Source organism: Pantoea sp. S-LA4 (assembly GCF_054482835.1).
The window spans coordinates 3,169,866-3,196,158 of sequence record NZ_JBTLRC010000002.1; the positions used below are offsets into that span (position 1 = coordinate 3,169,866).

General features: G+C 57.4%; 24 protein-coding genes and 1 riboswitch. Of the genes, 9 read left to right on the top strand and 15 right to left on the bottom strand.

Features of this window, described 5'->3' with window-relative positions:
• Positions 1–25 precede the first annotated feature (25 nt).
• A complete protein-coding gene (gene parC, locus ACX3P5_RS15685) occupies positions 26–2,299 on the bottom strand; it encodes a DNA topoisomerase IV subunit A (RefSeq protein WP_458968968.1) in 2,274 nt (757 codons plus the stop codon).
• Positions 2,300–2,466: 167 nt separating this feature from the next.
• Entirely contained in the window at positions 2,467–3,234 is a 768-nt protein-coding gene (locus tag ACX3P5_RS15690; protein ID WP_458968969.1) for a transporter substrate-binding domain-containing protein, read from the bottom strand.
• 161 nt (positions 3,235–3,395) lie between these two features.
• On the opposite strand from ACX3P5_RS15690, the gene ACX3P5_RS15695 reads away from it, so the two are divergent.
• On the top strand, positions 3,396–3,977 hold the full coding sequence (locus ACX3P5_RS15695) for an NAD(P)H-dependent oxidoreductase (RefSeq protein ID WP_233987093.1): 582 nt from the start codon (positions 3,396–3,398) through the stop codon (positions 3,975–3,977).
• 48 nt (positions 3,978–4,025) lie between these two features.
• Positions 4,026–4,334 carry a putative quinol monooxygenase gene (locus ACX3P5_RS15700; protein ID WP_233987092.1) on the top strand — a complete coding sequence of 103 codons (309 nt, stop codon included), beginning with the start codon at positions 4,026–4,028 and terminating at the stop codon, positions 4,332–4,334.
• A 128-nt stretch (positions 4,335–4,462) separates the two neighbouring features.
• Here ACX3P5_RS15700 and ACX3P5_RS15705 read toward each other — a convergent pair whose 3' ends face one another.
• The 6 genes from ACX3P5_RS15705 to nudF all read right to left on the bottom strand — a co-directional run bounded on the left by ACX3P5_RS15705 (position 4,463) and on the right by nudF (position 9,914).
• Complete coding sequence (locus ACX3P5_RS15705; RefSeq protein WP_094120641.1) at positions 4,463–5,362, bottom strand: LysR substrate-binding domain-containing protein; 900 nt, start codon at positions 5,360–5,362, stop codon at positions 4,463–4,465.
• Positions 5,363–5,456: 94 nt separating this feature from the next.
• Positions 5,457–7,352 (bottom strand): DNA topoisomerase IV subunit B, encoded by a 1,896-nt coding sequence (parE, locus tag ACX3P5_RS15710; RefSeq protein WP_233987091.1) that lies wholly within the window; start codon positions 7,350–7,352, stop codon positions 5,457–5,459.
• Positions 7,353–7,401: 49 nt separating this feature from the next.
• Complete coding sequence (gene yqiA, locus ACX3P5_RS15715; protein ID WP_233987090.1) at positions 7,402–7,983, bottom strand: esterase YqiA; 582 nt, start codon at positions 7,981–7,983, stop codon at positions 7,402–7,404.
• Positions 7,984–7,986: 3 nt separating this feature from the next.
• On the bottom strand, positions 7,987–8,814 hold the full coding sequence (gene cpdA, locus ACX3P5_RS15720) for a 3',5'-cyclic-AMP phosphodiesterase (protein ID WP_233987089.1): 828 nt from the start codon (positions 8,812–8,814) through the stop codon (positions 7,987–7,989).
• Between the two features lie 42 nt (positions 8,815–8,856).
• Positions 8,857–9,282, bottom strand: a complete 426-nt coding sequence (locus ACX3P5_RS15725) for a DUF1249 family protein (protein WP_111139895.1) — start codon at positions 9,280–9,282, stop codon at positions 8,857–8,859.
• Complete coding sequence (nudF, locus tag ACX3P5_RS15730; RefSeq protein WP_094120645.1) at positions 9,282–9,914, bottom strand: ADP-ribose diphosphatase; 633 nt, start codon at positions 9,912–9,914, stop codon at positions 9,282–9,284. Before nudF ends, ACX3P5_RS15725 begins: the two co-directional genes overlap by 1 nt.
• Positions 9,915–10,127: 213 nt before the next feature.
• Between nudF and tolC the strand changes: the two genes are divergently transcribed.
• The 3 genes from tolC to ACX3P5_RS15745 all read left to right on the top strand — a co-directional run bounded on the left by tolC (position 10,128) and on the right by ACX3P5_RS15745 (position 13,580).
• Complete coding sequence (tolC, locus tag ACX3P5_RS15735; protein WP_458968970.1) at positions 10,128–11,594, top strand: outer membrane channel protein TolC; 1,467 nt, start codon at positions 10,128–10,130, stop codon at positions 11,592–11,594.
• 143 nt (positions 11,595–11,737) lie between these two features.
• Positions 11,738–12,412, top strand: a complete 675-nt coding sequence (locus tag ACX3P5_RS15740) for a DUF1190 family protein (protein ID WP_094120647.1) — start codon at positions 11,738–11,740, stop codon at positions 12,410–12,412.
• Positions 12,413–12,419: 7 nt separating this feature from the next.
• The gene (locus ACX3P5_RS15745; RefSeq protein WP_233987087.1) at positions 12,420–13,580 is read left to right on the top strand and encodes a glutathionylspermidine synthase family protein; all 1,161 of its coding nucleotides are present in this window, start codon (positions 12,420–12,422) and stop codon (positions 13,578–13,580) included.
• 38 nt (positions 13,581–13,618) lie between these two features.
• Here the strand turns inward: ACX3P5_RS15745 and ygiD are convergent, their stop codons facing one another.
• On the bottom strand, positions 13,619–14,404 hold the full coding sequence (gene ygiD / locus ACX3P5_RS15750) for a 4,5-DOPA-extradiol-dioxygenase (RefSeq protein ID WP_458968971.1): 786 nt from the start codon (positions 14,402–14,404) through the stop codon (positions 13,619–13,621).
• 253 nt (positions 14,405–14,657) lie between these two features.
• On the bottom strand, positions 14,658–15,314 hold the full coding sequence (gene ribB, locus ACX3P5_RS15755) for a 3,4-dihydroxy-2-butanone-4-phosphate synthase (protein ID WP_094120650.1): 657 nt from the start codon (positions 15,312–15,314) through the stop codon (positions 14,658–14,660).
• Positions 15,315–15,424: 110 nt separating this feature from the next.
• Positions 15,425–15,583, bottom strand: a riboswitch (FMN riboswitch).
• 170 nt (positions 15,584–15,753) lie between these two features.
• Between ribB and ubiK the strand changes: the two genes are divergently transcribed.
• Positions 15,754–16,176 (top strand): ubiquinone biosynthesis accessory factor UbiK, encoded by a 423-nt coding sequence (ubiK, locus tag ACX3P5_RS15760; RefSeq protein ID WP_233987085.1) that lies wholly within the window; start codon positions 15,754–15,756, stop codon positions 16,174–16,176.
• A gap of 42 nt (positions 16,177–16,218) precedes the next feature.
• On the opposite strand, the gene hldE is transcribed toward ubiK, so the two are convergent.
• From hldE to ACX3P5_RS15775, 3 genes are all read right to left on the bottom strand, one after another.
• Positions 16,219–17,646, bottom strand: a complete 1,428-nt coding sequence (hldE, locus tag ACX3P5_RS15765) for a bifunctional D-glycero-beta-D-manno-heptose-7-phosphate kinase/D-glycero-beta-D-manno-heptose 1-phosphate adenylyltransferase HldE (RefSeq protein ID WP_233987084.1) — start codon at positions 17,644–17,646, stop codon at positions 16,219–16,221.
• Positions 17,647–17,715: 69 nt separating this feature from the next.
• A complete protein-coding gene (gene glnE / locus ACX3P5_RS15770; RefSeq protein ID WP_458968972.1) occupies positions 17,716–20,568 on the bottom strand; it encodes a bifunctional [glutamate--ammonia ligase]-adenylyl-L-tyrosine phosphorylase/[glutamate--ammonia-ligase] adenylyltransferase in 2,853 nt (950 codons plus the stop codon).
• A 28-nt stretch (positions 20,569–20,596) separates the two neighbouring features.
• Entirely contained in the window at positions 20,597–21,907 is a 1,311-nt protein-coding gene (locus tag ACX3P5_RS15775) for a CYTH domain-containing protein (protein WP_458968973.1), read from the bottom strand.
• A 272-nt stretch (positions 21,908–22,179) separates the two neighbouring features.
• On the opposite strand from ACX3P5_RS15775, the gene ACX3P5_RS15780 reads away from it, so the two are divergent.
• Positions 22,180–22,800 (top strand): TIGR04211 family SH3 domain-containing protein, encoded by a 621-nt coding sequence (locus ACX3P5_RS15780; RefSeq protein ID WP_069729240.1) that lies wholly within the window; start codon positions 22,180–22,182, stop codon positions 22,798–22,800.
• A gap of 158 nt (positions 22,801–22,958) precedes the next feature.
• Positions 22,959–24,191: a multifunctional CCA addition/repair protein gene (locus ACX3P5_RS15785; RefSeq protein WP_458968974.1), complete on the top strand. Its 1,233-nt coding sequence runs from the start codon at positions 22,959–22,961 to the stop codon at positions 24,189–24,191.
• A gap of 15 nt (positions 24,192–24,206) precedes the next feature.
• Here the strand turns inward: ACX3P5_RS15785 and bacA are convergent, their stop codons facing one another.
• Both bacA and folB read right to left on the bottom strand, forming a co-directional pair.
• The gene (gene bacA, locus ACX3P5_RS15790) at positions 24,207–25,025 is read right to left on the bottom strand and encodes an undecaprenyl-diphosphate phosphatase (RefSeq protein WP_233987080.1); all 819 of its coding nucleotides are present in this window, start codon (positions 25,023–25,025) and stop codon (positions 24,207–24,209) included.
• Positions 25,026–25,217: 192 nt separating this feature from the next.
• Positions 25,218–25,577: a bifunctional dihydroneopterin aldolase/7,8-dihydroneopterin epimerase gene (folB, locus tag ACX3P5_RS15795; RefSeq protein ID WP_094120656.1), complete on the bottom strand. Its 360-nt coding sequence runs from the start codon at positions 25,575–25,577 to the stop codon at positions 25,218–25,220.
• Between the two features lie 108 nt (positions 25,578–25,685).
• On the opposite strand from folB, the gene plsY reads away from it, so the two are divergent.
• Positions 25,686–26,291 carry a glycerol-3-phosphate 1-O-acyltransferase PlsY gene (gene plsY, locus ACX3P5_RS15800; RefSeq protein ID WP_233987079.1) on the top strand — a complete coding sequence of 202 codons (606 nt, stop codon included), beginning with the start codon at positions 25,686–25,688 and terminating at the stop codon, positions 26,289–26,291.
• Positions 26,292–26,293 lie beyond the last annotated feature (2 nt).

Consider the following 26,293-nt stretch of genomic DNA (forward strand, 5'->3'; position numbering starts at 1 on the left):
GCTGACACAGTGTCAGCCGGGTAGTTTACGCTTCGCTGTCCGCAAAAGCCGGACGCGCAGGCGCATCCAGTTCAACACGATCAATTTTTTGCAGGCCGCGTGGCAACAGCGTGCCGCGACGTCCGCGGTCGGCGCGGAATTTCTGCAGCTCTTCACTGCGCAGCAGCATCTTACGCTTGCCGACATGCAGAGTAATGGCGCTGCCCGGCGGCAGAATCATCAGCCATGCCAGCTTATCCTGACCCGCAGCCGCTTCAGCGGCCGGTATCGAGATGATCTTGTTGCCCTTGCCTTTCGACATTTGCGGCAGTTCACCGACCGGGAACATCAGCATCCGTCCCGCCTGGGTGATCGCCAGCAGCATGTCATCTTCATGATGTACCGCCATTGGCGTCATCACTCTGGCGTTTTCCGGCAGCGTCAGCAGCGCTTTACCGGCGCGGTTACGGGAGACCAGATCGGCAAAGGTGCAGATAAAGCCATAGCCCGCGTCAGACGCCATCAGTAAGCGCTGCTCGTCCGGCTCCATCAGCACCTGCTCAACGACCGCGCCCGGCGGTGGCGTCAGCTTACCGGTCAGCGGCTCGCCCTGCCCGCGCGCCGACGGCAGCGAGGTTGGATCTAAGGTATAGCTGCGGCCGGTGGAGTCGATAAAGGCCACCGGCTGGTTGCTCTTGCCGCGCGCGGCGGCCAGATAACTGTCGCCCGCTTTGTAGCTTAGCCCGGCCGGATCGATATCGTGCCCTTTGGCGCTGCGCACCCAGCCCATCTGCGACAGCACGATGGTCACCGGCTCGGAAGGGATCAGCTCGGTTTCGCTCAGCGCTTTCGCTTCTTCACGCTCACGCAGCGGTGAGCGACGTTCGTCACCATAGCTGGCGCTGTCGGCCTGTAACTCTTTTTTCAGCAGAGTGTTCATCTTGCGCTCAGAGGCCAGCGTCGCCTGCAGCTGATCGCGCTCTTTTTCCAGCTCGGCCTGCTCGCCGCGAATCTTCATCTCTTCCAGCTTCGCCAGGTGGCGTAACTTCAGTTCGAGGATCGATTCGGCCTGGGTTTCGCTCAGTTCAAAGCGTGACATCAGCACCGGCTTCGGCTCATCTTCGGTACGGATGATGTGGATCACTTCATCGATATTGAGGAAGGCCACCAGCAAACCGTCGAGGATATGCAGACGACGCAGCACGCGGTCGAGCCGGTGATTAAGACGACGTTTCACCGTATCACGGCGGAATACCAGCCATTCCGACAGAATTTCGTGCAGGTTTTTGACCGCCGGACGGTTATCCAGGCCAATCATATTCAGGTTAACCCGGTAGCTCTTTTCCAGATCGGTGGTGGCGAACAGGTGGTTCATCACCTGATCCAGATCGACCCGGTTTGAGCGCGGCACGATCACCAGACGGGTCGGATTCTCATGATCCGACTCGTCCCGCAGATCCTCAACCATCGGCAGCTTTTTATTGCGCATCTGGCTGGCGATCTGTTCCAGTACCCGCGCACCCGACACCTGATGCGGTAGCGCGGTGATCACCACCTCGCCCTCTTCCTTCTTCCAGATGGCGCGCTGGCGAATAGAGCCGCGCCCGTTCTGATAAATTTTTCGGATCTCGTCGCGCGGCGTGATGATCTCCGCCTCGGTCGGATAATCCGGGCCCTGCACGATATCCAGCAGCGCATCCAGCGTGGTTTTAGGATGGTCGATCAGGGTGATCGCCGCCTGCGCCACTTCACGCAGGTTGTGCGGCGGAATATCGGTCGCCATACCGACCGCAATCCCGGTGGTGCCGTTCAGCAGAATGTTCGGCAGCCGCGCCGGCAGCATCTTCGGCTCCTGCAGGGTGCCATCAAAGTTTGGCTGATAATCGACCGTGCCCTGACCCAGCTCACCCAGCAGCAGTTCAGCATATTTCGACAGGCGTGATTCGGTGTAACGCATAGCGGCAAAGGATTTGGGATCGTCGGGCGCGCCCCAGTTGCCCTGTCCATCCACCAGCGGATAACGATACGAGAACGGCTGCGCCATCAGTACCATCGCTTCATAACAGGCGCTGTCGCCGTGCGGATGGTATTTACCCAGCACGTCACCGACGGTACGCGCTGATTTTTTGAATTTCGCGCTGGCGCTCAGTCCCAGTTCGGACATGGCGTAGATAATACGTCGCTGTACCGGCTTTAAGCCGTCGCCAATATAAGGCAAGGCGCGGTCCATGATGACGTACATCGAATAGTTTAAGTACGCATTCTCGGTAAATGTGTGCAGGGCAAGACGCTCTGCACCATCCTGCGTCAGTTCACTCATGAATTTCTCATCCTCACATCGTGGCCCACAACGGCGGGACACCCGGCGGTGGTTTGGCGAGGATAGTACCTTATTCGCCGGTGTTAGTCACAGGGGAAGCACGCGGCGACAGGCGGTCAGCAGGCGCGGGTTAACCCGCTGACGCAGTGGAAATCGGACTGCTGACGTCAGGGCTGATCGCCCATCCACTGCCGGGCAATCTCGCGGTACTCTCCGGTCGCGGTGCTCAGGTGTAACCACTGATCGACATAGAGTTTCCAGCTGATGTCATCGCGCGGGATCATGTAAGCCTTCTCGCCATATTGTAGCGGCTTATCGGCATTGATGGCGCACAGCGTCGGGAAGCGCTGCTGCTGATAGCGCGCCTCAGAGGCATCGGTGATCATCACATCGGCGTGGTTGTCTACCAGCTGCTGGAAGATGGTGACGTTATCGTGGAACAGGGTCAGCGAGGCCTGCGGCAGATGGCTATGAACAAAGGCTTCGTTGGTACCGCCCGCCGGCTCGACCAGGCGCACCTCCGGACGGTTGAGCTGCTCCAGCGTCTGATAGCGGTCTTTATCGGCACAGCGCACCAGCGGGATCTTGCCATCCACACCCAGCGGCTGAGCAAACCAGGCGGTCTGCTGGCGCTTCAGGGTAACCGACACGCCACCCAGCGCAATATCACACTGCTTCGCCAGAAAATCGGGCATCAGGGTTTTCCAGCTGGTAGCCACCCACTGCACTCTGGCACCGAGTGAGGCGGCCAGCGCATTCGCCATGCTGATATCCAGCCCTTCATACTGGCCGTCGGGCCGCAGGTAGCTGTAAGGCTTGTAGTCACCGGTGGTACAGACCTTCAGCACTTTGCTGCTGATAACACTCTCCAGACGCGACTGCGCCTGAGCGGCTCCGCTGGCCAGCAGCAGAGCAAGGATGACAATTTTTTTCATGATGGGCTTTTCTTCGGCAGGTTGGTTTGCGTACTGATGGTGCCATAAATCGGCGTATTGTTGCCGCTACAGCAAAAGTGTTGTGATCAGCCTCCCATTTCTCTGCTGCCGCTTCGCGCGTAAGCTGAGCGTCATACACAGAAAACGGAGTACCTATTCGAATGAGTAAGTTTTTAATTATCGACGGCGGCAAAACCTTTGCCCACTCAAAAGGCGAACTGAACCATACCCTGACTGACGTCGCCGCCAGCCAGCTGCGTGACCTGGGCCATGAGGTCTCGGTCACCGTGGCGGACAGCGACTACGTGGTCGCTGACGAAGTGCAGAAATATCTCGACAGCGACGTGGTGATTTATCAGATGCCAGGCTGGTGGATGGGCGAGCCGTGGACCGTAAAACGTTATATTGATGAAGTCTTTACCGAAGGTCACGGTTCACTGTACGCCAGCGATGGTCGTACCCGCGCTGACGCCGCCAAAAAATATGGTTCCGGCGGCCTGCTGCAGGGCAAAAAATATATGCTGTCACTGACCTGGAACGCACCGCTGCAGGCTTTTACCGATCCGGAGCAGTTCTTTGAGGGCGTTGGCGTGGACGGGCTCTATCTGCACTTCCATAAAGCCAACCAGTTCCTGGGTATGGAAGCGCTGCCGACCTTTATCTGTAATGACGTCATCAAGCAGCCTGATGTGCCGCGTGACATTGCGGCGTATCGCGATCATCTTACTCGCGTGTTTGGCTAAGCCAGGCTACCGTTACGCTTTACTCCCCCGCGAAAGAGGAATCCGCGAATGTTAACCGTCGTTGCTGAAATTTGTGTAAAACCCGGTCGCCGTCAGGCGGTGCTGGATGCCGTAAAAGCGCTGATCCCGACCGTGCTGCAGGAAGAGGGATGCCACCAGTATGATGCGCTGCTGGACCATCAGGCACAGGTGCCGTGGAAACAGAACTCACCGGACTCCATTTTTATGCTGGAACAGTGGGAAACGCTGCGTCATCTGGAGCAGCATCAGCAGATGCCGCACATGGATGCGCATCGCGCCGTCATTAAAGATGATGTGGTGGATGTGAAAATCCTGGTGCTGGAACCCAGCGCCTGATTATTGCTGAAGCCCTGATCCCTGTTCTGTTCCCGGTGCAGGCAGGCTCTGAAAGCAAATCCGGCCAGACGTTGTCCGTATCTTAAACCCCTGTCCATGACGGGGGTTTTTTATGATGACATGAAGGCTTACAGCAGCTGGCGACGGTCGATCTCGGTGCGCAGAAAGTCGAGAAAGCAGCCAATGCGTGAAGAGAGCGTGGTATTGCGATAGTAGACCGCATGCACCGGCAGACGCAGCTCACGGGTTTCATCAGGCAATACCGGCACCAGCCGCCCGGCGGCGCAATCTTCCCGGCTGACAAAGTCGGAGAGGCGTGCAATGCCCTGTCCGGCCAGCGCCAGCTGGCGGATGGTTTCGCCGCTGGAGGCGGAAAGCGTCGGCTTAATCCGCATAAATTCGCCGTCGGGCTGCCAGACCGGCCAGACGTTGTGATTATCAAGATGACTGAAGCCGATAATCTGATGCTGCTCAAGATCGGCGACGGTTTGCGGCGTGCCCGCCTTCGCCAGATAGGCCGGGCTGGCCATCAGACGAATCGCGCTGCTGCCCAGCATCCGCGCACGCAGCGTGGAGTCGCGCAGTTCGCCGATGCGAATGGCGACGTCGGTTTGCTGCTCCAGCAAATCGATCAGGATATCGTCGGTATTGAGTTCCAGCTGAATCAGCGGATATTGCGCGCGAAACGCCTCCACCAGCGGCACAATCACATGCAGCATAAACGGGGTAGCGGCATTGACCCGCAGCCGCCCTGACGGCATCTCGCGTCGCTGCGCAATCTGCTCTTCTGCCTGCTCTACCGACGCCAGAATCTGACGCGCATGCTCCAGAAATACCTGCCCTTCTTCTGTCAGCGCCAGCCGTCGGGTGGTGCGATGAAGCAGGGTGGTTTGCAGTTTGCTCTCCAGCCGGCTCAGGGCGCGGCTGATGCCTGAACTGGTCTGCGAAAGCTGGTCGGCCGCGGCGGTGATGGAGCCGGTATCCACTACCGCCACCCAGGCACGTAACTCTTCCAGTGTAATTTTCACAATCGCTGCTGTCTCTGCTGTGTGGACCTCTCCGGGCCGCTTGTCGATCGTGACCCGCTACCTGAGAAAACAGGACGCTGGCGCGTCCTGTTTTTTATACTTCGATGTCGGCCATGTCGCCTTTTTCCTGCAACCAGTTTCGCCGGTCTTCGGAACGTTTTTTCGCCAGCAGCATATCCATCATGCGTAACGTCTGGTCGACGTCCTCATCACTGATGGTCAGCTGCACCAGCCGGCGGGTATTAGGATCAAGCGTAGTTTCGCGCAGCTGCAGCGGGTTCATCTCACCCAGCCCTTTAAAGCGCTGGACGTTAGGTTTGCCCTTTTTACGCTTCAGCTGCTCCAGCACGCCCTCTTTCTCATCTTCATCCAGCGCGTAGTAGACCTCTTTGCCCAGATCGATGCGATAGAGCGGCGGCATCGCCACATAGACATGGCCGCCTTTCACCAGCGAACGGAAATGCTTCACAAACAGCGCGCAGAGTAAGGTCGCGATATGCAGACCGTCGGAGTCGGCATCCGCCAGAATGCAGACTTTGCCGTAGCGCAGCTGCGACAGATCTTCGCTGTCGGGATCGATACCGATCGCCACGGAGATATCATGCACTTCCTGCGACGCCAGCACCTCATCTGAGGAGACTTCCCAGGTATTGAGGATCTTGCCTTTCAGCGGCATGATCGCCTGGTATTCACGATCGCGCGCCTGCTTGGCCGAGCCGCCTGCCGAATCCCCTTCCACCAGGAACAGTTCGGTTTTATTCAGATCCTGCGCGGTACAGTCCGCCAGCTTGCCAGGCAACGCCGGCCCGCTGGTGAGCTTTTTACGCACCACCTTCTTCGCCGCACGCAGACGACGCTGGGCGCTGGAGATGGCCAGTTCGGCCAGTTGCTCAGCCGCCTGCACGTTCTGGTTGAGCCACAGGCTGAAGGCATCTTTGACCACGCCCGACACAAAGGCTGCGCACTGACGTGACGAGAGGCGCTCTTTGGTTTGTCCGGCAAACTGCGGGTCCTGCATCTTCACAGAGAGCACGTAGGCGCAGCGATCCCAGATATCTTCCGCCGAGAGTTTTACGCCGCGCGGCAGGATGTTGCGGTATTCACAGAACTCACGCATCGCATCCAGCAGGCCCTGACGCAGACCGTTAACGTGGGTGCCGCCCTGCATGGTCGGGATCAGGTTAACGTAGCTTTCGGTCAGCAGCTCGCCACCTTCCGGCAGCCACAACAGTGCCCAGTCAACGGCTTCCACATCACCGGCAAAGCTGCCGACAAAGGGTTTTTCCGGCAGCGTTGGCAGTCCGTTAACCGCTTCGCACAGGTAGTCGGTCAGGCCATCTTCATAGCACCAGCGCTGTTCGGTGTTATTCAGCTTATCTTTAAAGACAATTTCGACGCCCGGACAGAGCACCGCTTTGGCTTTCAGCAGGTGCGACAGACGTGAAACCGAGAAGCGCGGGCTGTCGAAGAAACTTTCATCAGGCCAGAAGTGTACGCGGGTGCCGGTGTTGCGTTTCGCCACCGTGCCGGTCACCGTGAGTTCCTGCACTTTTTCGCCATTTTCAAAGGCGATGTCATACACTTCGCCATTGCGGCGTACCGTGACTTCGACCCGTTTTGACAGGGCGTTGACCACCGAAATGCCGACGCCGTGCAGGCCGCCCGAGAACTGATAGTTTTTGTTGGAGAATTTGCCGCCAGCGTGCAGGCGGCACAGGATCAGTTCCACCGCGGGCACGCCCTCTTCCGGGTGAATATCCACCGGCATACCGCGACCATCATCGATCACTTCCAGTGACTGATCGGGGTGCAGTATCACTTCAACCCGCTTCGCGTGGCCGCCCAGCGCCTCATCGACGCTGTTATCAATCACTTCCTGACCCAAATGGTTGGGTCGCGTCGTGTCGGTATACATGCCCGGGCGACGGCGAACAGGCTCAAGGCCAGTCAGGACCTCAATGGCATCCGCGTTATAGTTTGATTGACTCATCGTAAATGTCTGATTAGAAGGGTAAAATGGGGTGCGATTTCCGCATTACTCAGGGATGATTCAGACCGAGAAAGTCCAGAATCTGCGGGAAATGGCGCTCGAATCCAGTAAATGTATGGTTTCCGCCCTCTTCGACCGTATGGCGGCACGCGCTGTAATAGTCGAGCGCCTGACGGTAATCGAGAACTTCATCGCCGGTTTGTTGCAGCAGCCAAAGTAAATCGGGCGCTTCCAGCGGTTCAATCTGCATCACTTTCAGATCGTAAATGTGGCGTGACTCTAACACATATTGCTGACCGGTGTAGGGATTCTGATTGTCGCCGAGATAATCCGTCAGCAACTCAAAAGGCCGTACCGCGGGATTCACCACCACGGCGGGCAGCATAAAACATTGCGACAGCCAGGTGGCGTAGTAACCGCCCAGCGAGGAGCCCACCAGCCCAAGAGTTTCACCACTGCGGCTCAATACCAGCTCCTCCAGCATCGCGGCCGCATCGGCCGGAAAGGTCGGTAACTGCGGCACGATCATCTCGATTTCCGGATGCGTGGCCTGCAGCCACTGGCGAAACTGTGTCGCCTTCGCCGACTGCGGTGAGCTGTTGAAACCGTGCAGATAAAGCAGCGCCGCCATCAGTCAGTATCCATCCGAATCTAAATCGGGGCGGAAGATATCGGTATCGAGGCGGTTAACTTCGGTTTCAAGCTGACCGTCGGGATGCAGAGTGAACCAGCGCCAGCCTGGTGCGACGGTATCAATCGCGAAGCTGGTGCAGTGCGGCTTGAACTGCACGCAGGTGGAGGGCGTCGCCACTACCCGCCGGCCATGCCACTCTGCGTCCAGCTCCTGGTGGATGTGCCCGCAGACCAGCGTCTTCGCCAGCGGAAACTGTTGCAGCACCGCATCCAGCTGGTGCGAATTACGCAGGCTGTGCTGGTCAAGCCAGGTACAGCCAGACGCCAGCGGATGGTGATGCAGCAACACCAGCGTGTGACGTTGCGGATAGCGCGCCAGCGCTTTTTCGAGCCACTCCAGCTGATAGTCGCTCAGCATACCGTGCGGCACCCCATACACCTGACTGTCGAGCAGGACAATCTGCCACTGTTCGCCGATCAGAACCTGTTTATGCGGATTAATGCGGGCGTCAGCGAAGGTATCGACCATCGCCGGCTGGAAGTCGTGATTGCCCGGCAGCCAGACACAGGGCCGCGGTAAACGTGAAATGCCCTCAGCAAAATGCTGATAGGCTTCAACAGAGTGGTCCTGGGCGAGATCGCCGGTGGCGATAATCAGGTCATAGTCGCGATGCTGCGCAATGATCGCATCCAGCACCGCCTCATAGCTCGACCAGGTATTGACCCCAAGTAGCGATTCATGTTTTCCCGCGAACAGGTGGGTGTCCGTGATTTGCAGAATCCTGATTGCGGAACCGTTCGCTGCAGGAAGAGTTAGCAGGCTATCCAAAGCGTTTCCTTCGTCTCCACGCCATTTAATGCATTATACGCATCAGCAGACCGGAACTGCCATCGCGCCGTGCGCCAGGCAGTAGCGCAGCCAGTCTGCGAGAAACTGGTTTATCTGGTGTTTTTCATCACGCTGATGCAGTTTTTTATTAGGATAATCATAGCGCGCTTTGAAACGATAGATCTGTTGCGTTGAACACACTTCGGCGACCATTGCGTCATGATAGAGCCGCACCGACATCGACGGCAGGCTCCAGTAACTGACCGCAGGCGCGACCTGGCGGATCTCTACCAGCGTGGTGTAACGCGTTGACTCCTGAATCGTCAGTTGATAACGGGCGCCACTCACCTGATAGATCACCGATGCGCCCGCCTCATCATTGCGCGGCAGCAGGCGGCGTAACTGGGCGAAATTGGTTTCGCACAGCCGCATCATCTCGGGGAAGTCAGGGGTATAGCGCTGTTTCATTATGGTTTCCACTCTTGTCGTAGTTTTTCATGGTGCAACGCCAGCCATTGCAAGGCGATGACAGACGCCGCATTGTCAATAATCCCCTCTTCCACCCAGCGATAAGCCTGTTCGCGGCTGACCACATGGACAAGAATATCCTCATTCTCTTCCTCCAGACCATGGCATCCTGTTGCCTGGCTGGCATCCACTTCCCCAATCAGCACCGATAAACGTTCACTGGTGCCGCCGGGGCTGGCCAGGTAATTAAGCATTGGCTTAATTCGCCCAACCTGTAATCCTGCTTCTTCGACCGCTTCACGACGCACCACCTGCTCAACGGTTTCACCGGGATCGATAATGCCGGCCACCATCTCCAGCAGCCAGGGTGATGCGCTGCTGTCATAGGCTGGAATGCGGATCTGTTCGATCAGCACCACTTCGTCGCGTAAGGGATCATAAGGTAGCAGCACGGCAGCATGTCCGCGCTCAAAAACTTCGCGCTGCACTTCGGCGCTCATTTCGCCATTAAAACGGCGATGACGGAAGCGATAGCGTACCACTGAAAAAAAACCATCGTAGACGGTTTCGCGTGCAATAATTTCTACATCGTTTTTTGTAAAAGTCACAGGGGATTTTTTTTCTTCCGACATCATCTGGTTCCTTGTGCAGATTGGGGTGGAGCGAAAAAAGCCTGGCACGGTGCTCCATCTGAGTGGTTCTTTCTGAATTATTTACGTAAATTAGGGGAAGAAGGCACTTTCAGCCAACTTATCTCACAGTTGCCCTCTGCTAGAATCGGCGATAATTTTTTGGCTTACCCGGCAGCGCTACCACTGCAATTTGCTGCAACACAAGGAATACAAATGAAAAAACTGCTCCCATTTTTTATTGGGCTGAGCCTGGGCGGTTTCAGCTTCGCCAGCCAGGCCGAAGACCTGCTTCAGGTTTACCAACAAGCACGTCTGAGCAACCCGGATCTGCGCAGCGCCGCTGCCGATCGCGATTCTGCCTTTGAGAAAATCAACGAAGCGCGTAGCCCATTATTACCACAACTCGGATTGGGTGCAGACTACACCTATAACAACGGCTATCGTGACAGCAGCGGTCTCCATTCCAACACGACCAGCGGCACGCTGCAATTAACCCAGACAATTTTCGACATGTCGAAATGGCGCGCGCTGACCCTGCAGGAAAAATCGGCCGGCATCCAGGATGTCACCTATCAGGTCGCACAGCAGGATCTGATTCTGAACACCGCCACCGCCTACTTCAACGTGCTGAAAGCGATTGATACCCTTTCTTACACCGAAGCGCAGAAACAGTCGATCTATCGCGAACTGGATCAAACCACCCAGCGTTTCAACGTCGGCCTGGTCGCGATTACGGACGTGCAGAACGCCCGCGCACAGTATGACAGCGTGTTAGCCAATGAAGTGACCGCGCGCAACAATCTGGATAACGCCGTTGAATCCCTGCGTCAGATTACCGGCATGGATTATCAGGCACTGGCATCGCTTAATATTGATCGTTTCAAAACCAACAAGCCGGATGCGGTCAGCGCCCTGCTCAAGCAGGCGGAAAGCCGTAACCTGTCGCTGCTCTCTGCGCGTCTGAACCAGGATCTGGCTCGCGAGCAGATTCGCTCGGAAGAAACTGGCCACATGCCAACGCTGGATTTGACCGCCTCTACCGGCATGTCTAACAGCAAATATGGCGGCAGCCGTGCGAACCAGAGCGCCGGATCAACCGACTCGATTACCGGTTCAAATCAGGTTGGCCTGAGCTTCTCCCTGCCACTCTACAGCGGCGGCAGCGTCACCTCGCGGGTGAAACAGGCGCAGTATAATTTTGTCAGCGCCAGCGAACAGCTGGAAAGCGCGCACCGTTCCGCCGTGCAGACCGTGCGCTCATCGTTTAACAACGTGAATGCATCGATCAGTACCATCAACGCCTACAAACAGGCCGTGATCTCCGCACAGAGTTCACTGGATGCTTCTGAAGCGGGTTATCAGGTTGGTACGCGTACCATCGTCGACGTGCTGGATGCGACCACCGCGCTCTATAACGCCAAGCAGCAACTCTCTGATGCGCGTTATAGCTACCTGATCAACCAGCTGAACATCAGCTATGCGCTGGGAACGCTCAACGAGCAGAACCTGCAGGCGCTGAACAGCCAGCTGGGTAAAGAGATCCCTACCTCACCGGAAACGGTCGCGCCAGAAAATGCGCAGCAGACCGCGCGGGTGGATAACGGTCCTTCCGCCAACGGCTCTGCCGCGGCAGCACGCCCTGCGGCGCGCAGCAACAGCAGCAATCCTTTCGGTAACTGATTGCACAGACGGGTCGCTTTGCGGCCCGTCTCTCTATCGAACGTATAGCTAAGTAAAGATCCCTACAGTATCAGGCCCTCAGCTTCAATTTTGACCCCTCATCCCCTATTCTATGCGCTACCTTTGGGCACAGGATAATCATAATGAAACGCACAAAATCTATTCGCTATGCCGCTTTTCGTAAAAGCTGGCAGGCACGCCATTTAACGCCCGTTGCTATCGCCGTTTCGGCGGTATTTATGCTGGCTGGCTGTGAACAAAACGACGAATCGGTCTCGATGTATCAGAACGCGGATGACTGTTCGAAAGCCAATCCAGGCCAGAGCGCACAGTGCACCACCGCCTTCAATGAAGCCAAAAAAGAGGCGGAACGTACCGCGCCAAAATATGCGACCCGCGAAGATTGCGTCGCTGAATTTGGCGAAAATCAGTGTCAGCAGACGCCGGCTCAGGCTGGCGTTGGCAGCACCAATAATGCGGAAGCACAACAGGGCGGCGGCAGCTTCTGGATGCCATTAATGGCTGGCTACATGATGGGCCGGATGATGGGCGGCGGCGCAGGTTTCGCTCAGCAACCGCTGTTCTCACCTAAAACGCCTAACAGCCCGGCAAACGGTCAGTTTGTAGATGCTTCCGGTCGTAACTATGGCGCGGCCACCTCAGGCAAAACCATGAACGTGCCGAAAACCGCGTTAGCACCGAAGCCCGCGACAACCTCCACCATTACCCGCGGCGGCTTTGGCGAGACGGTGGCTAAGCAGAACAGCATGCAGCGCAGCAGCGCTACCGGCACCTCCAGCCGTTCAATGGGAGGCTAACGCCCCGATGCAACGCATTGCCATTTCAGAACGCCCAGGCTGGCGGGAAAAAGCCACCGAGTTCGGTTTTCGTTTTCATACCATGCATGGCGAGCCCTACTGGTGTGAAGATGCTTACTACCAGTTCACGCTGGCGCAGATCGAACAGCTCGAAGAGGTTACCGCTGAGCTGCATCAGATGTGCCTGCAGGTGGTCGACAAAGTCGTTAACAGCGAGGCGTTGCTGACCAAATTCCGCATTCCCAAACATACCTGGGATTTCGTGCGTGATTCCTGGCATCAGCGTCAGCCTTCGCTCTATTCCCGTCTCGATCTCGCCTGGGATGGCAAGAGCGATGCCAAATTACTGGAGAACAACGCGGATACGCCCACCTCGCTGTATGAAGCGGCGTTTTTCCAGTGGCTCTGGCTGGAAGACCAGCTCAGCGCCGGACAGTTACCCGCAGGCAGCGACCAGTTCAACAGCCTGCAGGAGAAGCTGATTGAACGCTTTGCGGCGTTGCATCAGCAGCACGGTTTTAACTGGCTGCATTTCGCCTGCTGTCGTGACACCGACGAAGATCGTGGCACGGTGCAGTATCTGCAGGATTGCGCTACCGAAGCGGGCCTGCCGAGCGAGTTTCTCTACATGGATGAAATTGGTCTGGGTGAAAAAGGTGAGTTTACCGACGTCCATGATCAGGTGATCAGCAACCTGTTTAAGCTCTATCCGTGGGAGTTCATGCTGCGCGAGATGTTTTCCACCAAGCTGGGCGATGCCGGGGTACGCTGGCTGGAACCGGCGTGGAAAAGCATTCTGTCAAACAAAGCGCTGCTGCCGATGCTGTGGCAGATGTTCCCGAATCATCCTAACCTGCTGCCCGCATACTTTGCCGAAGACGACGTGCCGCCGATGGACAAATATGTGGTGAAACCCCTGTTCTCGCGCGAAGGCGCCAATATTCGTATCGTCGAAAACGGTCAGGAGATTGCCCGCGTTGACGGCCCGTATGGCGAAGAAGGGATGATCGTCCAGCAGTTCCATCCGCTGCCCAAATTTGGCGACAGCTACACGCTGATCGGTAGCTGGCTGATCGACGATCAACCGGCTGGTATCGGCCTGCGTGAAGATCGCGATCTGATCACTCAGGATCTCTCCCGCTTCTATCCGCACGCCTTTATCGATTAATACCCTGACAAACAGACCCGCCCTGGGTCTGTTTGCATTCAGCCGACCTGCACTGACAACATGCTGATTGCACCCATCTCGATGCCATCCACCGGAATGGTGATCGCTTCGCCTTTCTGGCGCGAGCCCAGCACGTAGAGCAACGGCAGATAATGCTCCGGCGTCGGGTTAGAGAGCGCTGCGCCGGGATGCTGCATAAAGTTGACCAGTGGATGCGATGCCGCGTCACCTTCTGCCGCCAGGTTGTCACGCACAAACTGCTCAAAACTGCTGGCCCACGGATAGACTTCGTCACCGCCGTCCCAGCGCACCTTTCTCAGGTTATGCACCACGTTGCCGCTGGCAACGATCATCACGCCTTCGTCGCGCAGCGCCGCCAGCTTCTGACCCAGCTCATAATGCCAGGCCGGCGGCTTGGTGCTGTCGATGCTTAACTGCACCACCGGAATATCCGCCTGCGGATACATCTTGATCAATACGCCCCACGAACCGTGATCGAATCCCCATTCGTGATCCAGCCGTACCGGAATCGGCGCTAACTGCCTGACCAGTTGTTCAGCCAGTTCGGGCGATCCCGGTGCCGGATAGCGGGTATCAAACAGCGCCTGCGGAAAACCGCCAAAGTCATGCAGCGTGCGGGGCTGTGCCATCGCCGTGACCGCGGTGCCGGTTGTATACCAGTGAGCGGAGACCGCAATAATGGCGCGGGGTCGCGGCAGGGAATCGCCGGCCTGACGCCACGCGGTGGTATAGCGGTTCTCTTCCAGGGCATTCATTGGACTGCCGTGGCCCAGAAACAGCGCTGGCATACGTGACTGACTCATAATGGGTTCTCAGAATTGAATGTTTGATAGCCACTACGATACGCGCTTTACCCGCTATATCACGCGGATAAGCCTGATGAAGATGCTCAGAAAATCTGAATAAGATTGGAGTTAAGGAAGCTGATCGTTCACGGATACCGCCAGACGAAGGCGGACTGACGGCTCAGAGCGCCGCGACAGAAGCGCGTGTGGATGAATCACCGGTGAAACAGGCCGCGGGCTGGCCTGTTTCACCTCATCATCAGGCTGCTGATTAGCTGGCGTGACGCGTTTCGTGGTTGCGACGCCAGGCCACTAAATCTTCAATGGTCACCACCGGCATATTGTGTTGTCTGGCAAACGTAATGGCTTCAGGCGCATGGGCCATGGTGCCGTCATCGTTGGTCAGTTCACACAGCACGCCCGCCGGCTTGAAGCCCGCCAGGGTCACTAAGTCGATGGTGGCTTCGGTGTGACCGCCACGGGTCAGTACGCCGCCTTCGCGCGCGCGCAGCGGGAAGACATGACCAGGACGATTCAGATCGGTGGGTTTCGCGTTATCCGCAATCGCGGCACGAATAGTGGTAATCCGATCCTGAGCAGAAACACCGGTGGTGACGCCTTCGGCCGCTTCAATCGTCACGGTGAAACCGGTGCCGTAAGAGCTGGTGTTGTTCTCCACCATCATCGGCAGATCTAACTGCTGACGACGCTCTTCGGTCAGACACAGGCAGACAATGCCGCTACCGTGGCGAATGGTCAGCGCCATCTGTTCAACGGTCATGGTTTCGGCGGCGAAGATCATATCGCCTTCGTTTTCACGATTTTCATCGTCGAGTACCATCACACCGCGTCCCTCACGCAGGGCGGCGATAGCACGTTCTACACGCTGTTCAGGCGTGCCAAATTCAGAAAGTAGCGTCTGATTCATGGTAATAAAAACCTTTAAATGTATGGGTTACCAGAATCAGGGCGTGCTTAGGAGTGACGTCAAAAAGACGTGGCAATAACGTGAAGCAGACACAGTTGTCCGACAGAAGTCGTTACCCTCTCCCATCCGGACTGTAACCGTCGGCCCCGGAATTACACCGGATCTGCTGACCTTCATGGCGAATTTTCATCATCATGAAGCGCTCGCGGGCTTTCAGCCTGGACTGATTTACCGCCGGTGGGGAATTGCGCCCCGCCCTGAGAATAAGCGGTTTTACTATAGCGCTGATTATCTGGAGCGGCAATCATCAATAGTGCAATTGCTTTTGCATTTCCTGCGTTGCCGATTTGAGGTTTATCCTTTTCATTTCTGGCATTACACTTAACCGTTATCAGGTTAGTAAAATGCTGACACAGCTCCCCGAAACCAGGAAATCATCATGATCGACACGAAAAAAATTGAACAACTTGCACGTCAGGTTCACGAAGCGATGCCGAAAGGGGTACGTGAGTTTGGTGATGATGTCGAAAAGAAAATTCGTCAGGTTCTGCAGGCGCAGCTGACGCGTATGGATCTGGTCAACCGTGAAGAGTTTGATGTGCAGACCCAGGTGTTACTGCGCACGCGGGAGAAACTGGCGGCGCTGGAGCAGCGTCTGGCGCAGCTGGAAAGCCAGAGCGGCGGTAGCAGCACACCGCCAACGGCTAACGCCTCTGCCGCGACGGTGACTCCGGCTGTGACCGGTGCCGCCACGGCTAACACTGCCACTGCGGGTGCTGCGACATCCCCTGCCGCTTCACCGGCACCGTCAGCCATTAATCCTGCGGATGTGGTTAAGACTGATAACGACAGTAACCACTAAGAATCAGTTTAGCGGGAGCCGGTCTCCCGCTGACTTCGGGTGTTAACTGTCGCCGCGAATGGTTTTGATGATATTGGTGGTTGAGATGCCATCTTCAAAATTCAGCACCTGCACGTCACCGCCATTGGCCCATACCTCTTTACTGCCCGCAATCTCATCCGGCTTGTAATCGCCGCCTTTCACCAGCAGATCCGGCAGGATGCTGGCAATCAGCCGCTGCGGCGTATCCTCTTCAAACACCACCACCCAATCTACCGCTTCCAGCGCACCCAGTACGATCATGCGGTTTTCCTGCGGGTTAACCGGGCGGCTTTCGCCCTTCAGGCGTTTGGTTGAGGCATCGCTGTTTACCGCGACAATCAGGCGATCGCCCAGCTTGCGCGCATTGGCCAGATAGGAGACGTGGCCAGCATGGAGAATGTCGAATACGCCGTTGGTCATCACCACTTTTTCACCGCGCCGGCGTGCCATCTCCACCGCCGCTTTCAGTTCAGCTTCGGTCATGATGCCAAAGCCCTGTTCCGGACGGGCGTGAATTGCATTTTCCAGCTCAACCGTACTGACGGTTGAGGTACCCAGTTTACCCACCACCACGCCTGCGGCAGCATTGGCAAGGAAACAGGCCTCTTCCAGCGAGTCACCGGCCGCTAACGCCGCCGCCAGCACGCCAATCACCGTGTCACCGGCGCCGGTCACGTCATAGACTTCCTGCGCCTGGGTCGGCAGATGCAACGGCGCTTTGCCTGGCTGCAGCAGCGTCATGCCATTTTCTGAGCGGGTCACCAGCAGCGCGGAGAGATCAAAATCGGCGATCAGCTGCATACCGCGCGCTACGATCTCCTCTTCGTTCTTACACTTACCGACCACCGCTTCAAACTCAGAGAGATTCGGTGTCAGCAGCGTTGCGCCACGGTAGCGGGCAAAGTCAGTGCCTTTCGGATCGATCAGCACCGGGACGTTTGCTTCGCGCGCCAGAGCGATCATCGTCTGCACGCTGCAGAGTGCGCCTTTGGCGTAGTCCGACAGTACCAGTGCGCCCGCAGCCGCCAGCGAAGCCCGCATTTTTTGGTGGATCGGCTCAGGATCGACCTGATCGAAACCCTCTTCAAAATCGAGGCGGATCAGCTGCTGGTTGCGTGACAGCACGCGCAGCTTGGTGATGGTCGGATGGCTTTTCACCGCCACGAAATCGCAATGTACGTTGACGTCTTTCAGCGTGTTACTCAACACGCGCGCCGCATCATCTTCGCCGGTCAGGCCAATCAGGCGTGAGGCGGCACCGAGTGCTGCAATGTTCATCGCCACGTTTGCTGCGCCGCCAGGACGCTCCTCAACGGTGTCCACTTTCACCACCGGAACCGGGGCTTCAGGGGAGATACGGCTGGTAGGGCCATACCAGTAACGATCCAACATCACATCGCCAACGACCAGCACTGAGGCTTGGCCGAACGCGGGCAGAGTAACTTTCATTCCAGACACTCCAGACTGCATTAAAATAGTGCGCGGATGATAGCACAGTTGCGATTTGTGCTATCAGCATCACGCCGGGAGAGGCGCTGGCGAGTTCAGCCAGCGCTGCCAGCTGGCAACAACCGTTTGCCGCTCGGCGGCGAAAGCATCCGGCTCCACATGGCCGGGCAGTTCCTGCAATGCCCGATGATGTAACGCATCGCGCAGCGTAACGTACGCCTGGGTCAGCGCCTGCGCTTCATCGGCGGGCATTTTATGGTATTTCGCCATCAGTTCAAAAATACGCACATTGTCGGACCAGCGCGTGAGCTCCGGTTGTTCAGCGGCGTAGCGTAAGACAAGATATTGGGCGATGAATTCAATGTCGGTGATACCGCCCTGATCGGTTTTAATCTCCCAGCGCCCTTTATGCCGGTTACTGAGGTGAGCGCGCATCTTTTCACGCATCTCGCGCACTTCCGTCTGTAACGCCTCCGCGGGACGCGGCAGGCAGAGAATCGCCTGGCGGATAGCGTTAAAACGTTCACCCAGCGCCGGCTCGCCAAACACCACGCGCGCGCGCACCAGCGCCTGATGCTCCCAGGTCCAGGCCTCACTGCGCTGATACTCCTCATACGCCTCAAAGGTGCTGACCAGCATTCCCGCCGCGCCGGAAGGCCGTAATCGCGCATCCACCTCATACAGAATGCCGGATGAGGTGCGGGTACTGAACAGATGCATGATGCGCTGAGCAAGGCGCAGATAGAACTGGCGGCCATCAATGCTGCGTTCGCCGTCGGTGACCGCATCGGCCGGACAATCGTGCAGGAAGACCAGATCGAGATCGGAGCTGTATCCCAGCTCCCAGCCGCCCAGCTTGCCGTAGCCCAGCACCGCAAAGCCACGTTCATGCTCATTACTCAGGTGCGACGGCCGCCCGTAGCGCTGGACCATCATATGCCAGGCCTGGCGCACCACCGATTCGATGATCGCTTCAGCCAGCCAGGTCAGGTGATCGCTGACTTTCATCACCGGCAGCGTGCCGGCGATGTCGGCGGCGGCGATGCGCAGATGCTGCGCCTGCTTAAACTGCCGCACCGCCTCCAGCTGCTGCTCTTCATCGTCAGTGGGGATTCGCATCAGGTACTGACGCAGCTCATCGCGGTAGGCATCGGTGGCGGTTGGCTGATAGAGCGTAGCCGGATCGAGCAGTTCATCCAGCAATAATGGATGCCGTGCCAGCTGGCTGGCCACCATCGGTGACGCGGCGCACAGCCGGATCAAATGACGCAGCGCGCCATGATATTCAGTGAGTAACTCCAGATAGGTGCTGCGGGTCAGCACGCCAAGCAGCAACGGCGTCAGACGGCTGAGGGTGACGGCAGCATCGTCGCGTGGGCAGACTTCGCTTAGCAGACGCGGCATCAGCTGATCCAGCGCCTGGCGGCCGCGCGGGCCGATGGTGCGACGGCTGATATCCTGGCGAAACGCCTCCAGCGTCTGGTGCAGCGTGCGGCACTGTTCATCGCTGAGTTGCGGCACCAGCGGGGCCAGCTCGCTCTCCTCCAGCGGGTCCTGCCACAGCATCTGGTACTCCGCCAGCTCGCGCTGATCGCCGATTTCGGGGGTATCTTCACCAATCAGCTCATCAAAAATGGCGCGAACCGCCGCCATCTGACCTTCAAGTGCAGCCATCAGAGCTGGCCAGTCGGCACAGTCCATCGCCCACGCCAGACGGGCGCGATGCAGTTCATCTTCGGGTAAGGTCTGGGTCTGCTCATCACCGAGGCTTTGCAGCAGATTCTCCAGCCGCCGCAGAAACAGATAGGCTTCACGCAGCGCATCCACCTGTTCTGTCGGCAGTAACGCCAGCGCTTTAATCGCCTCCAGCGTCGGCAGCAAAGCGCGCAGCTGTAGCGAGCGCTCACGTCCACCGCGAATCAGCTGAAATACCTGAACGATAAATTCGGTTTCACGGATGCCGCCCGCGCCCAGCTTGATGTTGTTCTTCAGGCCACGGCGGCGGACTTCCCGGCTGATCATCCCTTTCATGTTACGCAGCGACTGGATCACGCTGAAGTCGATATAACGCCGGTAGACGAACGGCCGCAGCATCTGCTGCAGCTCGATGCTCCAGCGATCGTGATCGTCGCCCATCAGCCGCGCTTTGACCATCGCGTATCGTTCCCAGTCGCGGCCCTGCTCCTGGTAATAATCTTCCAGTGCGGCGAAGCTCATCACCAGCGGACCGCTGTCGCCAAACGGACGCAGGCGCATATCAACCCGGTAAACAAAGCCATCCATGGTCGGCTGATCGAGTACTTTGATCAGCCGCTGTCCCATGCGGGTAAAAAACTGGGCGTTATCGAGCTCACGCCGTCCACCGCGGGTCGTGCCGTTTTCCGGCCAGGCAAAAATCAGGTCGATATCCGATGAGAAATTCAGCTCGCCGCCACCCAGCTTGCCCATGCCGAGGATCAGCATCGGCTGCGCTTCGCCGTCAGCGTTACAGGGCGTACCAAAATCACGGCAGCAATCCTGATAAACCCAGTCGCGCGCCCGGCTGATTAACACTTCCGCCAGCACGCTTAACTGCTGCAGGCTCTGTTCCGTGCTGGCATATTGCAGGCACTGCATCCAGGCGATACGCACCAGCATCTGGCGGCGAAACAGCCGCAGCTCACGCATCAGGCTGGCTTCGCTATCCACCGTCGCCATCACCTGATTGAGCCAGTCGGCATAGTGCTGCCACTCGTCTGGCTGTGGCGGCGTATCACGGATCGTCTGCCACCAGTCGGGATGCTGTTGCAGGTTTTCCAGCACAAAATCACTGAAAGCCAGCCCGGCGACCTGCTCCGCGCTGAGCGAAGTCAGGGAGTCGTTAAGCTGCTGCGCGGCGCGTTCGGCCTGTTCGCGTAACAACGTGGGAAGTGCTGACAACATAAATCCCTCCATGATGACGTCGATCCGATTAGCGTGCCGACCCGCTGGTCAGCCAGAATGGCGGCTGTTTCAGCGCCTGCGACGCCAGCCAGGCTAATCCGGCTTCCTGCTGTTCGTGGATCGCGGACAACAGTTGCTGCCAGGGTGCCAGCCAGACCGCCACATCTTCCTGCGGATAGGCACCGGCCAGCAGATGGACCGCCAGCAACTGACGCGCCAGGCGGGTCGCTTTGTCCTGATACTCATTCGGCTGTTTGACGGTGCTGAAGGTCTCTTTGAGATCGGCGTTAATGCGGCTCAGCATGATATCGCCAAAGCGTTTAAACGATCCCTGCAACTTGGTCTGGCCTTTGGCATCGACCCATTGTTGCCACTGCGATTCCACCAGCCAGTGCGTCAGCGCCAGCTGGGTTTCCACCGCCAGTGATGAGAGGCAAAAGCCGGAGGCATCCACCTCGTCATTCACCAGCGTCTCTTCCAGCGTGGTCAGTTGCTGACGCAGGGCGCTGCTGGCTTTACGCGGCACCAGCGCACCGAACAGGGAAAATGCCTGACGCAGCACATCCAGCGCTTCGCGCACTGCATCCTGCGCCGCCGCGTTGCCGCGCAGCCAGACTTCTTCATGATACTGCCAGTGGCTGAGACCGGCCGACATCGCGGCCACCATGCCCTCTTCCACCGTGGCTTTGTTACCGGCCTTCAGCAGCGGGAAAGGACGCAGCTGGCGCGGCGGATTGCCCTGGGCCAGCTGATAGCCGCGTGCCGCTTTACTCAGGCTGCCCATCCGCAGACCGCCGATCGCCACCAGCTGCTGCGCGAAGGTCAGCATGTCCTTACGCTCGCCGCGTTTTAATTCCAGTTCGATTTCACACAGCGGTTCGCTCAGCTCACCCGCCGTGACGTCGCCCTGATCAAACGCCAGCTCAATTTCGCTGTCGCCCACGGTAAGCAACCAGACTTCACGCTGAAAATGGGTGGTGAACAGCGGCTGTAAGCGTTGCTGTAACGCCGCAATATCGGTGCCCTTCGGCCAGATATCGGCAGGCAGTTGCGCAATATCCAGCGTCGGCTCGCTGAGATCGACATTATATTCCGGCCGCTGATGCAGCCCGCCCAGCGTTTGCCCGGCCGCTTTCAGCGTCATCTCATAACGCTTATCGACGCCACGGATCCGCAGGCCCATATCCCAGCGCCGTAGCTGGTTATCATCGGTTTCAAAATAGATATTGGTCAGCTCGCGCGCTGGCTGATGCTGATGCGGCCACGCCGCGACAAGGTCAGCCAGTTTCCCGGCTGCCTGAGGAGTTGCAATGAACTTTAGTTCGATTTCGATGGTCATAATTTTTTATTCACTACGCCGCTGGCACTTAAGAGGATGTTTCCTGCATATTTCAGGCGATAATCAGCAGGTTACTCATGCTGTCGCCTGGAGGGCAAGGGGTTATCAGGCGAAGATTAATGCACAGAAGCCGCGCTGTCTCTGCTTTCTTTGTGCTTTCGCAGACCTTTTCGCACTCTCATGAGACCAGGATAGTTCTCATAGTGATTTATGCGAGGCCTCTCCAGACTGTGCCGGTAAATTTTTAGTCAGACTAAGCAAAACGAAATCGAATGAAAAAAATTACACTCGCTGGACTCACTTTGCTGGCTCTCAGCACCCTTGCACCTGCCCACGCCGACGAAAAACGCTACGTGTCTGATGAGTTATCGACCTGGGTTCGCAGCGGACCTGGCGATCAGTTTCGCCTGCTCGGTAAACTGAATGCCGGGGAAGAGGTGCAGCTGCTTCAGACCAATAACGATACCCATTATGGCCAGATCCGTGACTCGGAAGGCCGCACCACCTGGATCCCGCTGTCGCAGCTGAGCGCCAGTCCCAGCCTGCGTACCCGTGTGCCGCAGCTGGAACAACAGGTCAAAGATCTCACCGCCAAGCTGGATAATATCGACAACAGCTGGAATCAGCGCACGGCTGAAATGCAGAACAAAGTCGCCAGCAGCGACGGCGTGATTAACGGGCTGAAGGGCGAAAATCAGAAGCTGAAAAACGAACTGATTGTGGCGCAGAAGAAAGTCAGCGCGGCTAACGTTCAGCTGGATGACAAGCAGCGGACCATCATCATGCAGTGGTTTATGTATGGCGGCGGCGTGCTGGGTGTCGGCCTGCTGTTAGGTTTACTGCTACCGCACATGCTGCCGCGCCGTAAGAAAAACGATCGCTGGATGAACTGACCCGTCTCTGCCGTTTTTCATCAGGGGATCGCCAGATCCCCCTTTTGGCATGCCTGCAATCTGCTGAATCTGTGCAACAATAGAGCAACATGCACCGCTGAAGTGTCGCGCGGGAGGCGACTGGCGTGCAGGTCATTTCTTATTCTCTGGAGTTTTGCGTGAAGAGGTTTCTTGTGGGCGGCGCAGTGCGTGATGCACTGCTGAAGCTGCCGGTTAAAGACAAAGATTGGGTGGTGGTCGGTGCGACCCCCGAAGCCATGCTTGAGCAGGGCTATCAACAGGTCGGTCGCGACTTTCCCGTTTTCCTGCACCCTGACAGCCGCGAAGAGTATGCGCTGGCGCGTACCGAGCGGAAAAACGGGAAAGGCTATACCGGCTTTGTGACCTGGTCCGCGCCCGATGTGACGCTGGAGCAGGACTTACAACGCCGCGATCTGACCATCAATGCGATAGCGCAGGATGAAAACGGCACGCTGGTCGATCCCTACCACGGTCAGCGCGACCTCGCCGATCGCCAGTTACGTCATGTTTCCGATGCGTTCAATGAAGATCCGCTGCGGGTGTTGCGCGTGGCGCGCTTTGCCGCCCGTTTCGCCCATCTCAACTTCCGTATTGCCGACGAGACTCAGCAGCTGATGCAGCAGATGGCGAGCAGCGGCGAGCTGGCACACCTGACGGCTGAAAGAGTGTGGAAAGAGACGGAAAAAGCGCTGACTACCCGCAATCCTCAGGTTTACTTCCAGGTGCTGCGCGACTGTGGCGCGTTGCAGGTGCTGTTTCCGGAACTCGATAACCTGTTTGGCATTCCGGCGCCGGCGAAGTGGCATCCGGAGATCGATACCGGCGTGCATACTCTGATGACGCTGACTATGGCGGCAGCGCTCTCCGACTCGGTCGAGGTGCGTTTCGCCACGCTGTTCCACGACGTCGGTAAGGCGCTGACGCCGCCTGAAAAATGGCCCAGCCATCACGGGCATGGCCTGGCGGGTGTGCCGCTGGTCGAAGCGATTTGCCAGCGTCTGCGCGTGCCGAATGCGATTCGCGATCTGGCGCTGATCGTCACCGAATTTCACGACATCGTGCATACCATTGAACGCCAGTCGGCTGACTCGCTGGTGGCACTGTTTGATCGGATCGATGCCTGGCGCAAGCCGCAGCGCGTCGAGCAGATGGCGCTGACCAGCGAAGCTGATGCGCGCGGACGTGCCGGACTGGAAAGCATGGCCTATCCGCAGGGCGACTATCTGCGGCGCGCGTTTGCGCTGGCTCAGGCAGTACCGACCAAAGCGGTGGTCGAGGCGGGTTTTAAAGGCGCTGAGGTGCGGGAGGAGTTAACGCGACGACGGGTTGACGCCGTCGCGCAGGGGCTGGCAACACCGCAGCCTGACTAGCAGGCTGCGGGCGGCTTACATGAAGACCATGTAGACCGCGGCCGCCACGATAAAGCGGTAGATAGCAAACGAGACGAAAGAGATACGCTTGATCAGCTCCAGGAAGGCTTTAATCGCGATCAGCGCGACCACGAAGGCGGTGGCGAAGCCAACAGCGAACATCGGGAAATCCGCCATGGTCAGGAAGCCAATGCTCTTATACATATCCAGCACCGTGGCCCCCATCATCATCGGCACCGCCAGGATGAAGGAGAACTCAGACGCTGCATAGCGGCTCACGCCCATCAGCATCCCGCCGGAAATGGTCGCCCCTGAGCGAGAGAAGCCCGGCCACAGCGCTAAGCACTGAAAGCAGCCAATCATAAACGCCTGACGATAGGTAATGTCGTCGACGCCGACCGCTTTCGGCTGCTTCGGTTTAAGGTATTCCGCTGCCAGCAGTAACACACCGCCGACCACCAGCGCATACATCACGTTGATCGGATTAAACAGCGTTTTGATCTGATCGTGCAGTACCAGTCCGACGACAACCGCTGGCACCATGCCGAGCAGAATGTGGATCAGCGATAAACGTCCGGTGCCGACGCCTTCATGTTTTACTTCACCGAAGTGGATACCGATCAGGCCAAACAGACGTCGCCAGAACATCACGACAACCGCCAGAATCGAGCCTAACTGGATAACCACTTCGAAGGTCTCCGCTTTCTCACCCTCAAAACCCAGCAGGTGACCCACTATAATCATGTGCCCTGTGGATGAGACCGGTAAAAATTCGGTCAGCCCTTCCACAACGCCCAGGATTGCAGCTACCCAAAGCTGATGAATATCTGCCATCAAATTTTCCCTCTATCCGTTTCAAAACCATTAAAAAGGCGCTAGCGCAAAGGCTATCGCCTGAAATCATGCTGCATCAGCCTGAGTAAAACCTTAAGGTCTCAGGCCATTTCGCTGGCTACAACGAAACGGCTCTCGCTATGACAGACAGTAATTTGGTTTGGTTTCATTGTGATGGCAATCACATCGCACTTATTTAGGAATAGTCCCGCGCTCAATTCGCACGCCAACCTGCGCTGCCTGGGCGATAGCGCCCGGTTTGCTTACCTTTACGCGCACGCCAGGCGAATTGAAACGGTTCATCAACAGATCCGCGATTTCTTCAGCGACCCGCTCAACCAGCGCAAAACGGCTGCCGGTCAGATGCATCAGAATCGCTTCGGAGACGTCGGCATAACTCAGACAATCGTTCACATCGTCACTGCGGGCGGCCAGTCGGTTATCCCATGCCATTTCGACATCGAGCACCAGCTTCTGCTGCATCCCCTGTTCCCAGTCGTAAACGCCAATGGTGGTGAACACCGTGAGTTGTTCTATAAATACGATATCCATGATGATGGTCTCTGTTTTTGGCTTAGCCGGATACCACTTCCGGCGGATTATGCGTATTATCCACGGTTGATGAGATCAAAACGACCCTAAAGGTAACGGTACGGTGTTATGAGTGCTTTCGCGCCTGGTATGATTATTTTCGCGTATCTCTGCGGTTCGATTTCCAGTGCGATTCTGGTTTGCAAACTCGCTGGCCTGCCCGATCCCCGCACGCACGGCTCAGGCAACCCTGGCGCGACCAATGTGTTACGTCTTGGTGGCAAAGTCGCAGCGGCCTGCGTGCTGGTGTTTGATGTGCTGAAAGGAATGGTGCCGGTCTGGCTGGCTTACCTGATGCATGTCACGCCACTGTTTCTGGGCCTGACGGCGATTGCAGCCTGCGTGGGTCACATCTATCCGGTCTTCTTCCAGTTTCGCGGCGGCAAAGGCGTCGCGACCGCTTTCGGGGCGATTGCGCCGATTGGCTGGGACTTAACCGGACTGGTTACCGGCACCTGGCTGCTCACGGTGCTGCTCAGCGGCTACTCCTCACTGGGCGCGATTGTCAGCGCGCTGATTGCGCCATTCTATGTCTGGTGGTTTAAACCCCAGTTCACCTTTCCGGTTTCGATGCTCTCCTGCCTGATCCTGCTGCGTCATCACGATAATATTCAGCGCTTGTGGCGTGGTCAGGAAGGAAAAATCTGGAAGCGTAAGAAGAAATCCCAGGAATAAAA

Coding starts and splice junctions, on each gene's coding strand:
- parC (WP_458968968.1), bottom strand. CDS start 2,299: ATGAGTGAACTGACGCAGGATGGTGCAGAGCGTCTTGCCCTGCACACA.
- ACX3P5_RS15690 (WP_458968969.1), bottom strand. CDS start 3,234: ATGAAAAAAATTGTCATCCTTGCTCTGCTGCTGGCCAGCGGAGCCGCT.
- ACX3P5_RS15695 (WP_233987093.1), top strand. CDS start 3,396: ATGAGTAAGTTTTTAATTATCGACGGCGGCAAAACCTTTGCCCACTCA.
- ACX3P5_RS15700 (WP_233987092.1), top strand. CDS start 4,026: ATGTTAACCGTCGTTGCTGAAATTTGTGTAAAACCCGGTCGCCGTCAG.
- parE (WP_233987091.1), bottom strand. CDS start 7,352: ATGAGTCAATCAAACTATAACGCGGATGCCATTGAGGTCCTGACTGGC.
- yqiA (WP_233987090.1), bottom strand. CDS start 7,983: ATGGCGGCGCTGCTTTATCTGCACGGTTTCAACAGCTCACCGCAGTCG.
- ACX3P5_RS15725 (WP_111139895.1), bottom strand. CDS start 9,282: ATGAAACAGCGCTATACCCCTGACTTCCCCGAGATGATGCGGCTGTGC.
- nudF (WP_094120645.1), bottom strand. CDS start 9,914: ATGTCGGAAGAAAAAAAATCCCCTGTGACTTTTACAAAAAACGATGTA.
- tolC (WP_458968970.1), top strand. CDS start 10,128: ATGAAAAAACTGCTCCCATTTTTTATTGGGCTGAGCCTGGGCGGTTTC.
- ACX3P5_RS15740 (WP_094120647.1), top strand. CDS start 11,738: ATGAAACGCACAAAATCTATTCGCTATGCCGCTTTTCGTAAAAGCTGG.
- ACX3P5_RS15745 (WP_233987087.1), top strand. CDS start 12,420: ATGCAACGCATTGCCATTTCAGAACGCCCAGGCTGGCGGGAAAAAGCC.
- ygiD (WP_458968971.1), bottom strand. CDS start 14,404: ATGAGTCAGTCACGTATGCCAGCGCTGTTTCTGGGCCACGGCAGTCCA.
- ribB (WP_094120650.1), bottom strand. CDS start 15,314: ATGAATCAGACGCTACTTTCTGAATTTGGCACGCCTGAACAGCGTGTA.
- ubiK (WP_233987085.1), top strand. CDS start 15,754: ATGATCGACACGAAAAAAATTGAACAACTTGCACGTCAGGTTCACGAA.
- hldE (WP_233987084.1), bottom strand. CDS start 17,646: ATGAAAGTTACTCTGCCCGCGTTCGGCCAAGCCTCAGTGCTGGTCGTT.
- glnE (WP_458968972.1), bottom strand. CDS start 20,568: ATGTTGTCAGCACTTCCCACGTTGTTACGCGAACAGGCCGAACGCGCC.
- ACX3P5_RS15775 (WP_458968973.1), bottom strand. CDS start 21,907: ATGACCATCGAAATCGAACTAAAGTTCATTGCAACTCCTCAGGCAGCC.
- ACX3P5_RS15780 (WP_069729240.1), top strand. CDS start 22,180: ATGAAAAAAATTACACTCGCTGGACTCACTTTGCTGGCTCTCAGCACC.
- bacA (WP_233987080.1), bottom strand. CDS start 25,025: ATGGCAGATATTCATCAGCTTTGGGTAGCTGCAATCCTGGGCGTTGTG.
- folB (WP_094120656.1), bottom strand. CDS start 25,577: ATGGATATCGTATTTATAGAACAACTCACGGTGTTCACCACCATTGGC.
- plsY (WP_233987079.1), top strand. CDS start 25,686: ATGAGTGCTTTCGCGCCTGGTATGATTATTTTCGCGTATCTCTGCGGT.